The organism is Geothrix paludis, assembly GCF_022808815.1.
In the GTDB taxonomy this organism is placed as follows: Bacteria; Acidobacteriota; Holophagae; order Holophagales; family Holophagaceae; genus Geothrix; species Geothrix paludis.
In genome coordinates, this window is record NZ_JAKZLC010000001.1 from 1,035,335 (window position 1) to 1,048,166 (window position 12,832).

Genomic DNA, 12,832 nt, shown 5'->3' on the forward strand with positions numbered 1-12,832 from the left:
GCGTGATTACCAAAGACCGAGCCCGGCTTGGCCGGGCTCGGTCGCGGGGGTCCGGGGGTATTCGCGCAGCGGAGCGAGGCGAGGAACCCCCGGAGAAATGATCAGGCCGTCGTTTTTGCCTGCTTCCGGGCCTCCACCACCTTGTCGGCGTCGCGGCCCACGAGTTCCTGCAGGTGGTGGAAGGACCAGGTGAAGGAGCCGACGCCCATGGTGAGGCTCCGGAGTTCCACGATGACATCGCTCATCTCGGCCTGGGGGATGTAGGCGGAGACCACGTCCCAGCCCTTCCAGCCGGGCTTGGCGTCGAAGCCGAGGACTTGGCCTCCACGCCTTCCGGTCACCAGGCGCTGGGCCTTGGGTGTGTACTCGCTGGGGACGCTGATGTGCACCTCGGAGATGGGCTCCAGTAGCACGGGGTGGCAGACGGGCGCGGCTTCGGTCATGCCGATGCGGGCGGCGGTCTTGAAGGCCATGTCGGAGCTGTCCACGGTGTGGTAGCTGCCGTCCACCAGCGCCACGTGGATGTCCACCACGGGGAAGCCCAGGGGGCCGCGCTTCATCCAGTCCACGACGCCGTGCTCGATGGCGCCGAAGAAGTTCTTGGGTACCACGCCACCGACGATGCGCTCCTCGAACTGGAAGCCCGTGCCGCGCGGCAGGGGCTTGATCTCGAACCACACATCGCCGAACTGGCCGTGGCCGCCGGTCTGGTGCTTGTGGCGCCCGTGGACCTTGGCGGCCTTCGTGAAGGTCTCGCGGTAGGGGACCATGGGCGGGTTGGCCTGCACGTCCAGGCCGAAGCGGCTCTTGAGGCGGTCCAGCGCACACTTGAGGTGCACCTCGCCCTGGCCCCAGAGGATGCGCTCCTGGGTCTCGGCGTTCTGCTCCACCTGGAGGGAGGCATCCTCCTCGCAGAGCTTCTGGAGGGCCAGCGACAGCTTCACGTCGTCGCCGCTCTTGGTGGTGTGCAGGCTGAGGGCCAGCATGGGCTGGAGGGGCTCCGGCCAATCCAGGGCCAGCTTCGCGGCGGGGGTCAGGGCTTCCCGCGTGCGCACTTCGTCCATGCGGCCCAGCGCCACCACCTCGCCGGCGGAGGCCTTCGTCTGCTTGATCTGCTGAGAGCCGAAGAGCCTGTTGATGCCGCTCACGCGGTTGCCCGCCAGGATGACGCCATCGGCCACTTCGCCCCGCCACACGCGGGAGATGCTCAGCTTGCCCACATGCTGGGCGTGAACGCTCTTGAACACCTGCACCAGCGTGTCCTTGCCTTCGGGAATGCCCAGGCGGGCCGCCGTGGCGTCCACCCGGGGAGCCTCGTCGCACAGGGCCTGGAAGAGGCGGCGCACACCCGCGTCCTTGTCGGCGGAACCGAAATAGACCGGCACCAGCAGGTCGTCGCGGACGTCCTTGGCCAGATCCTCGGAGACTTCCTCGAGGGAGGGCACCACATCGCCCAGCAGCTCTTCCATGAGGTGGTCGTCGAAGTCGGCGAGCTTCTCCAGCATGAGCTGGCGGGCCTCGTGCTCCTCGGGCAGCACGGATTCGGGCATCTGCTTGAGGTCGGCATCCTTGCCCGCTTCGTACTTGTAGGCGTGCTCGCTGATGAGGTCCACATAGCCGGTGACCTGATCCCCCTCCTTGATGGGGATCTCCACCAGCACCAGTGGGCGCTCGGAGATCTGCTGGAGGGCGTTGAGCACGTCCTTCAGCTTCCCGGCGCTGCCCGCCGCCTCCAGCTTGTTGATGAACATCACGTGGGGGATCTTGTGGTCATCGAGGAACTTCAGGGCCGGGGCCGCCATCAGGGCACGGGCGGGATCGGGGTCGCACACCACCACGGCGACATCCGCCGCCATGAGGGCATGCACCGCCTCCTGGCGGAACTCGACCGAGCCCGGGCAGTCGATGAGGGTCCAGGCCTCGCCCTGGTACTCACAGGAGGCCAGGCTGGCCTCGACGCTCATCTGGCGGGCCTTGGCTTCCATGGAGGCGTCGCCGACGGTGGTCCCCTCCTTGACGGAGCCCTTGCGCGGCAGGGCGCCCGCCACGAAGAGAAGGCTCTCCATCAAGGAGGTCTTTCCGGAGAGGTAGGGGCCCACGATGGCCGCTACGCGTGGAGTTGACTGAGAATTTCCGCTCACAGTGCCTCCTGATTGTGGGTGTTGGATATCGACCGCCCCAAGTGTTCCGATCTGCCCATGCCCTGGCAACCCAAAAAAAAGCCGCCCGGGAAAAGGCGGCTTAAGTCACAAAATAGCGGCAGTTCAGGCTAGTTGCGGAGGGGTTTTCCCGTTTTCAGGATGGCGTCCATGCGGGCCTGGGTCTTCTCGTAGCTGCAGAGGCGGGCGAAGGCCTGCCGCTCCAGTTCGAGGATCCGCTCTTCGGTGATCTCCTGGACGAGGCTCACGTCCCCGCCGCAGAGAATGTTGGCCAGCTCGCCCATGATCACGGCGTCGTGCTCGCTGGCCAGCCCCTGGAGCTGGAAGTCCTTGACCGCCAGCTTGAGGGCCTCGCTGCCGCCCAGGCCCGGCAGGCGCAGGGTGCGCTCCTTCACGGGCTGGAAGTCCGCGGCCATCTTCAGGACCTCCTGCTTGGCCTCGTGGAGCAGGAAGGCCTTGTTCATCACGCGGCGGTCCGTGCGGCGCAAGTAACCATTGCGCTGGGCCTCGTCGAAGCTGGTGTTCACGTTGGCCGTGCCGATGGCCTGGAAGGCGGCCTTCACCTTGGGCATGGGGCCCAGCTGGCCCTTGGCGGCCAGGGCGTCCTCCATGCGGAGCAGCATCTGGAGACAGCCGCCGCCGGCGGGAATGACGCCCACGCCCACTTCCACCAGGCCCATGTAGAGCTCGGCGTGGCCCACGGCCCGCTGACAGGCCATGGTCATCTCGCAGCCACCGCCCAGGGCCAGGTTGAAGGGGGCCGCCACCGTCGGGAACGGCGCGTAGGTGAGCATGCGGCCGGCGTACTGCAGGCGCCGCGCCACCTCCTCGATCTGGTCGAACTGCTTGTCTTTGGCCGCGTTCAGTACCATCACCAGGTTGGCGCCGGCGCTGAAGTGCTGGCCCTGGTTGCCCACCACCAGGCCCTTGAAGCGGCCAGGCACGTGCTTCTGGACCGTGTCCTCCATCAGCATGATGATGCCGTCGTCGAGGGCGTTCATCTTGCTGTGGAAGCTCAGGCAGGCCACATCGTCGCCCAGGTCGTAGAGCTGGCAGCTCCCGTTCTCGGCGATCACCTTGCCGCGGCCCTCCTCGCGCTTGAGGATGATGATGCGCTTGTCTTCGAGGATGGGATCGTAGGCCAGGGTCTTGGGGTTGAGCTGCGCCACAGGGACGCCGTGCTCCCAGCGGTAGAAGCTGGTGATGCCCTTGGCCAGCATCTGCTCCACGAGGGGCGGTACGGGCAATTCCTCGAATTTCATGCGGGCCACGACCCGCTCGACGCCCAGGGTGTCCCAGGTCTCGAAGGGCCCCAGCTCAAAGGCGAAGCCGTTCTTGATGGCGCGGTCCACGTTCAGGGGCCCGTCCGTCACTTCGCCCAGGCGGTTCACGGCGTAGGTCAGGTTCGGCGCAATACAGCGCCAGGCCAGGCGTCCGGCCTCGCTGTCGCTGGTGAGCAGCGTCTTCACCTTCTCGGCGGGGTCGTCGATGCCCTTCAGTTCCTTCAGGATCGGCCAGTCCCGCTTCACCTGGGGCACGTACTCGCGGGTGGCGGGATCGAGGGCCAGGAAGGTCTTCTTGCCCTTGGCGTCCTTGGGGCCCTTCTTGAAGAAGCCCTGCTTGGTCTTGTTGCCCAGGAGCTTGTTGTCCAGCATGTACTGCAGGAACTCCGGGAACTTGAAGACGTCGCGCACCTCGTCGTTCGGGCACAGATCGTAGACGTTCTTCGCCGTGGCGGCGAGGATGTCCACGCCCGCAAGATCCGCGGTGCGGAAGGCCGCGCTCTTGGCCCGGGCGGCGGCGTCGCCCAGCACCGAGTCCAGCACCTCGAAGGGGATCTTCTCCTTCAGGGCCAGCTGCAGGGTGGCCATGATGCTGTGGATGCCGATGCGGTTGCCGATGAAGGTGGGGCTGTCGTAGGCCGGCACCACTTCCTTGCCGAGGGCCTCCTCCAGCCAGGTGCGGAAGGCCTGGGCCTCCTTCTCATCCACCTCGGGGCCCTTCACGAACTCCAGCAGACGCAGGTAGCGCACCGGATTGAAGAAGTGCGTGATGACGAAGTGCTTGCGGAAGGCGTCCCCGCGGCCCTCCACGAGGAGCTTGAGCGGGATGCCCGAGGTGTTGGAGCTCACCCAGGCGCCAGGCTTGAGATGGGCCTCCAGGCGGCCGTAGAGCTCGCGCTTGATGGCCAGGTCTTCCTTGACCACTTCCACCACCCAGTCGCAATCGGCCAAGCGGTCGAGGTGGTCGCGCAGGTTGCCGGGCCGGATCTTCTTGAGGAACGAGGCGTGCATGGCGAGGGCCGGCTTGGACTTCGCCAGGCCCGCCAGGGCCCCTTCCGCCAGCTTGTCCGGCGCCGCCTCGTCGATGACGATGTCCAGCAGCTCCACCTGGCAGCCCGCCGAGGCTACATGCGCCGCGATGCCCGAGCCCATCACGCCGGACCCGAGGACTCCGATCTTCTTGATGTTCATGTCCAACCTCCTGGTGTCGTGTCGCGTGGTTGGATCAGAGCTTCTCGATGATCGACGCGATGCCCTGCCCGCCGCCGATGCACATGGTGGCGATGCCGTACTTGCCGCCATCGGTCTCGAGGCGGTTCAGCAGGGTGGTCAGGATGCGGGCGCCGCTGGCACCGAGGGGGTGGCCCACGGCAATGGCGCCGCCCCAGGCGTTCACCTTGGCCATGTCGTAACCGCCCTCGCGGATGACCGCCAGACTCTGAGCGGCGAAGGCCTCGTTCAGCTCCATGGCGTCGATCTGGTCGAGCTTGAGGCCGAAGCGGTCCAGCACCTTCTTCACGGCGGGTACGGGGCCGATGCCCATGCGGTCCGGCTCCACGCCGGCGACGGCCCCGCCGATGATGCGGGCGCGGGCCTTGAGGCCCAGGGACTTCGCCAGCCCCTCCTCCATCACCAGCAGGAAGGCCGCGCCATCCGTGACCGGGGAACTGTTGCCGGCGGTGACGCACCCGTCGGCCAGGAAGGCGGCCTTCAGCTCGCCCAGCTTCTCCAGGCTAGTGTCGGCGCGCACGCACTCGTCCTGCTGCAGGGTGACGGGCTTGCCGTCCAGGCCCTTGGTCTCGAAGCGGACGATCTCCTTCTCGAACTTCCCGGCCTTCCAGGCGGCCGCGGCCTTCTGGTGGCTCTGGTAGGAGAACTCGTCCTGGTCCTTGCGGCTGATCTTGTACTCCTTGGCCAGGTTCTCGGCCGTGATGCCCATGGAGCAGTAGGCCTCGGGGTAGTGCTCGGTGAGGTAGGGATCCACGCTGGGGTTGAAGCCCATCATGGGCACCTTGGACATGCTCTCCACGCCGCCGGCGAGGAAGAGGTCGCCCTGGTTCGCCATGATGGCCCGGGCGGCCATGAGCATGGTCTCCTGGCTGCTGCCGCAGAACCGGTTGATGGTGGCGGCGCCAGCGGTGATGGGCAGCCCCGCACGGAAGCTGATGAGGCGGGCCATGTTCATGCCCTGCTCGCCCTCCGGCATGGCACAGCCGACCAGCACATCCTCCAGACCGGACCAGTCCTTCAGCAGGGGCTTGATGGCCTCGATGACCACCGACCCGAGCTGCTCGGGTCGGGTGGCGGCGTAGGCGCCCTTGACGCCCCGGCCGATGGGCGTGCGCTTGGCTTCGACGATGACTGCGGATCGCATGGAACCTCCGGATGGGGACTCTCTGAAGAGCTGGGTTTTGGTGAGCCTAGCAGCCATGTGCGCCAGAGAAAGCACCTACCGTAGGTCGGGAATGGCCCTACCGTGGGTCGGATGATGAGAGGGTCGCCAATCTCATCCCGTCTCCTTGACGGGGTTTGACGATGGACCGACCTTTCCCTGCCGCCGATCACTCGCCATGAGGGGTCTGCCCCGCGATGGCTTGTGCAGGTTCGCTCCCGGGGAGACCTCATGCCCCTGAAGGAGTCGTACCTCAGCCCCCGCCGCATCCTGACCGTGATCCTGGCCGGCGGGAGGGGGCGGCGCCTCCACGACCTCACGGACTGGCTCTCCAAACCCGGCCTCGATTTCGGCGGCCGGTTCAAGATCATCGACTTCGCCCTCTCGAACTGCGTGAACTCGGGCTTCCGGAAGATCGCCATCCTCACGCAGTACAACTCCCACCGGCTGCTGGAGCACCTCCACTTCGCCTGGAGCTTCCTCCCCGGGTCCCTCCAGGAGTTCGTCCACGTCTGGCCGGCCCAGCAGGACATGTCCAAGGAGGCCTGGTACAACGGCACCGCGGACGCCGTCTTCCGGAACCTGGACAACATCCGCCGCTACGACCCGCTGAATGTCCTCATCCTGGCGGGCGACCACGTCTACCGGATGGACTACAAGTACTTCCTGGCGGACCACCTGGACCACGACGCGGACATGACCATCGCCTGCCTGGAGGTGCCCCGCATCTCAGCCAAAGGCTTCGGCATCGTCCAAGTGGACGAGGACGATCGGGTTCGCGCCTTCGTCGAGAAGCCGGCGGAGCCGCCGTGCATTCCGCACAATCCCTCCCAATGCCTGGCGAGCATGGGGATCTACCTGTTCAAGGCCCCCTTCCTCTTCGAGGAGTTGGAACGCGGCGCGCAGGAGGAGACTGGCCACGACTTCGGCCACGACCTGATTCCGAATCTCGTGAACCGCGCGAAGGTGTTCGCCCACCGGTTCGAGCGCAGCTGCGTGCCCAACGAGGCCAGCCCGGAACCCTACTGGCGGGACGTGGGCACGGTGGATTCCTACTGGGAGGCCAACATGGACCTGGTCTCCGTCCGTCCCGCCTTGAACCTGTACGATGACTGCTGGCCCATCTTCACCCGCCAGGAGCAGCTGCCTCCGGCCAAGTTCGTCCTCAGTGGCGCCGCCCGGCAGGGCTATGCCATCGGAAGCCTGGTCTCCACCGGCTGCATCATCTCCGGCGCCCACGTCCGCAACTCCCTGATCTCCACCCAGGTCCGGATCCACTCGAACAGCCGCGTCGACGAATCCGTGATCCTCCCCTTGGCCGACATCGGTCATCGCGCGCACCTCAGGCGGGTGGTGGTGGACCGCGGCTGCCGCATCCCGGCGGGTCTGGCCGTCGGGTTCGACCCGGAAGCGGATGGTCGCCGGTTCTACCGGACTCCCAACGGCGTCACCCTCGTCTCCCAGGCGATGATCGAGCGGCTCGGAACCTGACGCATGCGCATCCTCTTCGCGGGCACGGAGCTCTATCCCCACGTGACGGTCGGTGGGTTGGCGGACGTGATGGCCGCCCTTCCCTTGGCCCTGAGAGCCCGGGGCGCCGACCTGCGCCTGCTGCTCCCGGGCTTCCCGGCCCTCCTCCAGGCGGCGGCTCCGCTGGCCCCGGTCCGCCAGCTGCCGGATCTCATGGGCGGCGGCGCGCGCCTGCTTCTCGGCCGTACCCCCGCGGGCGTCCCCGTCTACCTGCTGGATCAGCCCGCCTTCTTCGGGAGCGGACCGCCCTACGAGGACCGCGTGGACACGCCCCGGCGGTTCGCCGCGCTGTCCTGGGTCGCGGCCCGGCTCGCGAAGGAGGGCGACGACGGCTGGCGCCCGGACATCCTGCACGTCCATGACTGGCCGGTCGCCCTCGCCCCGGCCTACCTGGCCTTTGAACCCGGCCCTCGCCCCGCCGCCCTGCTCACGATCCACAACCTGGCCTATCAGGGCATCTTCCCCAAGAGCCTCCTCCCGGACCTGCGGCTGCCCCTGGAGCATTTCACTCCGGCCGACCTCGAGTACTACGACCAGATCTGCTTCCTGAAGGCCGGACTGGTCCACGCCGACCGCATCAGCACCGTGAGCCCCACCTACGCCCGGGAGATCCAGGATCCCTCGAAGGGCGGGCTCCACGGCCTCCTCGCCGCGCGGGGGCGGGATCTGGCGGGCATCCTGAACGGCGTGGACGCCGGCGTGTGGACCCCTTCCGGCAACCTCCACCTGGCCTTCCCCTACGATCTGGACCGCCTAGACCGCCGGACGCTCAACAAGGCGGCCCTCCAGCGGGAACTGGGGCTGCGGGAGGATCCGGAGGCGCTCCTCTTCGCCATCGTGAGCCGCTTCGCGCCCCAGAAAGGCCTCGACCTCGTGCTGGAGGTCCTGCCTCACCTGGCGCGCCTCGGCGCCCAGCTGGCGGTCCTGGGCCAGGGTGACGGGGCTCTAGAGACTGCTTTCCGCGCCGCGCCACGCCGGTATCCGGGGCGCGTGGCGTCGCGGATCGGCTACGACACCGGCCTCTCCCACCGCTGCTATGGCGGCGCCGATGTGATCCTCGTCCCCAGCCGTGAGGAACCCTGCGGCCTCACCCAGCTCTACGCCCAGGCCTACGGGGCCCTGCCCCTGGTGCGGCGCACGGGTGGCCTGGCCGACACCGTCCTGGATCCAGACGACTCGCAACCCGGGAGCCCTCCCGCCACGGGCTTCGTGTTCGAGGAGGCCACGGCCGCGGACCTGGCCGGTGCCCTGGACCGCGCCTGCGCCCGGTACCGGAGCGATCCAGCCGCGTGGCGGACCATGCAGCGCGCGGCCATGGGCCAGGATAGGGGCTGGGACCGCCCGGCCCAGGCCTACCTCGGTCTCTACGGCGAAATGGCGGGGCGGAGAGGCTGAGCCCTCAGACCGGAGGCATCTGGCAGGAGGCGGCCACCGCGGCGGGGAGATAGCAGTTCCGCACGTAGTCCATCACCATGCGATCGGAGTTGAAGCGCCAGGCCAGCGTCCGGATGGAGCGCTTCACCCGCTTCACCCAGGCCCGGGGCACACCGGCGGCGTCGCGGTCGTAGTAGCAGGGGACCACCTCCTCCTCCAGCACCCGGAAGAGCGCCTCGGTGTCCCGCCGGTTCTGGATCTCCCCATCGGCGTGGGACTCCCCGCTTCCGATCGCGAAGCCATTCTTCCCGTCGAACGCCTCCGCCCACCATCCGTCGAGCACCGAGATGTGAAGCGCCCCGTTCATGGCCGCCTTCATGCCGCTGGTGCCGCAGGCCTCCAGGGGACGCACGGGGTTGTTGAGCCAGGCGTCCACGCCCTGGTAGAGGTTGCGGCCCACGTGGATGTTGTAGTTCTCCACGAACACGATCCGGTTCCGGAAGCGCGGGTCCTCCAGCAGGCGGTTGACCTTCTGGATGAGGCCCTTGCCGCGCTGGTCCGCGGGGTGGGCGCGCCCGGCGAAGATGAGGTTCACCGGCCGGGTCGGGTGGTTCACCAGGGCGGCGAGGCGGTCCAGGTCCGTGAAGAGGAGGTCCGGGCGCTTGTAGGAGACGAACCTGCGGGCGAAGCCGATGGTGAGCGCGTCGGAATCCAGCGGCGGCGGATCCACGGGTGGGAGGCCTAGGCGCGCGCGCGTGGCGGCCACCCGCTCCCGGACGAAACGCAGCGTCCGGGCCTTCAGCACCTGCTTGATCTCCCAGATCTCCGCCGAATCCACGGATTCGATCTTCGTCCACAGGTCGTGGTGGACCATGCCCTCCAGCCAGTTGATGCCGATGCGCGACTCGAAGAGCTGCTCCATCTCCGTGGCCAGCCACGTGGAGACGTGCACGCCGTTCGTGATGTGCCCGATGGGGACCTGGGCCTCGGGCCGGCCGGGCCAGAGGCCCGTCCACATGGCCCGCGACACCACGCCATGGAGGGCCGACACGCCGTTGGCCCGGCTGGACTGCCGGAGGGCCAGCACCGTGGGCATGAAGGGCGACCCATGGTCCCCGGGGTTCACGCGGCCCAGGTTCGCCACCTCCTGGACCGGGAGCTTCAGCCCGTCCGCCAGGGGGCGCAGGTGCTCTTCCGCCAGCTCCACCGGGAACCGGTCGTGGCCTGCGTCCACCGAGGTGTGGGTGGTGAACACCGTGGCCGCAGCCGCTTCCTTCAGCGCCGTCCAGGGCTCCAGGCCATCGGCCTGCACCCTGTGCCGGGCCCGCTCCAGGATGGCGAAGGCGGTGTGCCCCTCGTTGAGGTGGAACACGCTGGCGGTGATGCCCAGCTCCCGCAGCGCCCGCGCGCCCCCCACACCGAGCATCAGCTCCTGCTGGATGCGCGTGCGCTGGTCGCCGCCGTAGAGGCGGGCCGCGAGGGCCTGGTCCGCCTCGCTGTTCTGGGGATCCCGGGTGTCCAGCAGGATGAGGCGCACGCGACCCACGCAGGCCTCCAGCACCTGGGCCCAGACGGTCCGTCCCGGCATCTCCACCCCCACCCGGGCGGGCTCGCCCCGGGAGGTTAGCGCGGGCCGCAGGGGCAGGTCCTTCAGGTCGAAGGGCTCCAGCACGTCCTGCTGCCAGAAGGACGGATCCAGCACCTGGTTGGTGTAGCCCTGGTGGTACAGGAGGCCGACCCCCACCAGGGGGACGCCCAGGTCGGAGGCGCCTTTCAGGTGATCCCCGGCCAGGATGCCGAGGCCGCCCGAGTAGATGGGAATGCACTCGTGGATGCCGAACTCCATGCAGAAGTAGGCCACTGGCCGCGTGCTCAGAGGGCCCGCGTGGAAGAGGCCCCAGGTGGTCACGGGATGCAGGAACTCGTCCAGCTGGCGCAGGGCACGGTCGATCCGCGCCGGCACGTCCACCTCCATGGCCCGGTTCTCCATCTGCCGCGTGTCGATCTGGCGCAGCACGGAGATGGGGTTGCGGTGAGCGCGCTGGTACAGGTCCAGGTCCAGGTCCCGGAAGATGGAGCGTACCTCGGGCCGCCAAGTCCACCAGAGGTTCTGGGTGAGTCGTTCGAGCTTCTGCCGCAGGATCTCCATGGCGCCGGCCTCGATTCTCTGGCGGGTATTCTACGCTTCATCTCCAGCCTCGGCCGCCAGGAAGACCGCGCCGAGGGGTGGAAGGGTCAAGGCCAGCGAGCGGCCGTGCCCGTGCCGCGGGATGGGTTCCGGACGCAGTCTCCCCGGGTTTACAAACTCTTGGCCGCCGTAGGCCTGGGCATCCGTGTTCAAGATCTCCCGGCAATCCGCCTGGAAGGGGACGCCCACGCGGTAGTCCCGGTGGACCATCGCCGTGAAATTGAGGATCGCGACGGTGGCATCGCGGGAATCAGCGCCCCTCCGGAGCAGGGAGAGCACACTGTTGGCGCGGTCACCGCAATCAATCCAGGCGAAGCCCCAGGGTTCGCAGTCGCCCTCGTGGAGGGACGGACGCGCCCGGTGCAGCGCGTTCAGGTCCCGGAGCAGATCGTGGATGCCCTTGGGCTCCGGCTGGTCGAGCCGCTCCCACTCCAGCGCCGTCGAGTGGTTCCACTCCCGCGTCTGGCCCAGCTCCGTCCCCATGAAGACCAGCTTCTTGCCCGGGTGGGCGAAGGCCCAGGCCAGCAGGAGCCGCAGGTTCGCCAGTCGCTCCCACTCGCTGCCCGGCATGCGGCCGAGCAGGCTCCGCTTGCCGTAGACCACCTCGTCATGGGAGAGCGGCAGCACGTGGTTCTCCGTGCCGTGGTAGAGCATGCTGAAGGTCAGCTCATCCTGGTGGTACCGCCGGTGGAGCATGGTGCGGGCGAAATAGCCCAACGTGTCGTGCATCCAGCCCATGTTCCACTTGAAGCCGAATCCCAGGCCGCCGACGGACGTGGGCCGGGAGACCATGGGCCAGGCCGTCGATTCCTCGGCAACGGTGAAGGTGTCCGGGTGTTCCGCGTAGATCGTCTCGTTGAAGCGGCGGAGGAAGGACACCGCCTCCAGGTTCTCCCGACCTCCGTAGCGGTTGGGGATCCACTGGCCCGGCTTCCGGCTGTAGTCCAGGTAGAGCATGGAGGCCACCGCGTCCACGCGCAGGCCATCGATGTGGAAGCGGTCCAGCCAGTACAGGGCGTTGGAGATGAGGAAGGTCTGCACCTCCCGACGCCCGTAGTTGTAGATCAGGGTGCCCCAGTCCATGTGACGGCCCTGGCGGGGATCGGCATGCTCGTAGAGGTGCGTCCCGTCGAAGAAGGCCAGGCCATGCGCGTCCCCCGGGAAATGGGCGGGCACCCAGTCCAGCACCACCCCGAGACCCGCCTGGTGGAAGGCGTCCACGAAGGCCTTGAAGTCCTCCGGCGTGCCGTAGCGCCCCGTGGGCGCGAAGAGGCCCAGCGGCTGGTAGCCCCAGGAGCCGTAGAAGGGGTGCTCGCCGACCGGTAGCAGCTCCACGTGGGTGAAGCCCAGGTAGCGCACGTAGGGGATGAGCTGTTCGGCGATCTCGCGGTAGCTCATGTAGCGGCCGTCCGGGCGGCGGCGCCAGGAGCCCAGGTGCACCTCGTAGGCGCTGAATGGTGCCCGGTGGATGGGGACGCGGCCCCGGGCCGCCATCCACTCGGCATCGCCCCAGGCGTAGTCGCCCAGGCCGTGCACCACGGAGGCCGTGCCGGGCGGAACTTCGCAGCGGAACGCGTACGGGTCCGCCTTCAGGGGCAGCAGGTTCCCCCGCGGGCCGTGCAGCTCGAACTTGTAGAGCTCGCCCGGCCCCACCTCCGGGATGAAGCACTCCCACACGCCGGCGTCGCTGGGCCGCATGGGATGCCGGCGGCCGTCCCAGGCGTTGAAGGGCCCCACCACGCTCACCCGGCGGGCGTTGGGCGCCCAGACCGTGAAGGCCGTCCCCGCCACGCCGTCCAGGACCATCGGATGGGCGCCCAGCTTCTCGTAGGCCCGGCGGTGCGTGCCCTCGGCGAGCAGGTGGTGGTCCAGCGGCCCCAGCCGCGACGGGAACGGGTTCCGTGGC

General features: G+C 68.2%; 6 protein-coding genes and 1 pseudogene. 2 read left to right on the top strand and 5 right to left on the bottom strand.

Translation table 11 applies throughout. The features are described 5' to 3' along the window. Positions 1–101 precede the first annotated feature (101 nt). The 3 genes from MLE64_RS04740 to MLE64_RS04750 form a co-directional block, all read right to left on the bottom strand. Complete coding sequence (locus tag MLE64_RS04740; protein WP_341482256.1) at positions 102–2,141, bottom strand: elongation factor G; 2,040 nt, start codon at positions 2,139–2,141, stop codon at positions 102–104. A gap of 128 nt (positions 2,142–2,269) precedes the next feature. Continuing rightward, positions 2,270–4,633 carry a 3-hydroxyacyl-CoA dehydrogenase/enoyl-CoA hydratase family protein gene (locus tag MLE64_RS04745; protein WP_243316645.1) on the bottom strand — a complete coding sequence of 788 codons (2,364 nt, stop codon included), beginning with the start codon at positions 4,631–4,633 and terminating at the stop codon, positions 2,270–2,272. A gap of 34 nt (positions 4,634–4,667) precedes the next feature. Further along, positions 4,668–5,816 (bottom strand): thiolase family protein, encoded by a 1,149-nt coding sequence (locus MLE64_RS04750; protein WP_243316646.1) that lies wholly within the window; start codon positions 5,814–5,816, stop codon positions 4,668–4,670. 249 nt (positions 5,817–6,065) lie between these two features. Between MLE64_RS04750 and glgC the strand changes: the two genes are divergently transcribed. Then, the gene (gene glgC / locus MLE64_RS04755) at positions 6,066–7,325 is read left to right on the top strand and encodes a glucose-1-phosphate adenylyltransferase (protein WP_243316647.1); all 1,260 of its coding nucleotides are present in this window, start codon (positions 6,066–6,068) and stop codon (positions 7,323–7,325) included. 3 nt (positions 7,326–7,328) lie between these two features. Continuing rightward, on the top strand, positions 7,329–8,759 hold the full coding sequence (glgA, locus tag MLE64_RS04760; protein ID WP_243316648.1) for a glycogen synthase GlgA: 1,431 nt from the start codon (positions 7,329–7,331) through the stop codon (positions 8,757–8,759). Between the two features lie 4 nt (positions 8,760–8,763). Here the strand turns inward: glgA and glgP are convergent, their stop codons facing one another. Both glgP and glgB read right to left on the bottom strand, forming a co-directional pair. Further along, positions 8,764–10,887 (bottom strand): alpha-glucan family phosphorylase, encoded by a 2,124-nt coding sequence (gene glgP, locus MLE64_RS04765; RefSeq protein WP_243316649.1) that lies wholly within the window; start codon positions 10,885–10,887, stop codon positions 8,764–8,766. A gap of 30 nt (positions 10,888–10,917) precedes the next feature. Beyond that, a pseudogene (gene glgB, locus MLE64_RS04770) lies at positions 10,918–12,807 on the bottom strand (1,4-alpha-glucan branching protein GlgB); the annotation flags it as partial. Positions 12,808–12,832: the final 25 nt, after the last annotated feature.

Coding starts and splice junctions, on each gene's coding strand:
- MLE64_RS04745 (WP_243316645.1), bottom strand. CDS start 4,633: ATGAACATCAAGAAGATCGGAGTCCTCGGGTCCGGCGTGATGGGCTCG.
- MLE64_RS04750 (WP_243316646.1), bottom strand. CDS start 5,816: ATGCGATCCGCAGTCATCGTCGAAGCCAAGCGCACGCCCATCGGCCGG.
- glgC (WP_243316647.1), top strand. CDS start 6,066: ATGCCCCTGAAGGAGTCGTACCTCAGCCCCCGCCGCATCCTGACCGTG.
- glgA (WP_243316648.1), top strand. CDS start 7,329: ATGCGCATCCTCTTCGCGGGCACGGAGCTCTATCCCCACGTGACGGTC.
- glgP (WP_243316649.1), bottom strand. CDS start 10,887: ATGGAGATCCTGCGGCAGAAGCTCGAACGACTCACCCAGAACCTCTGG.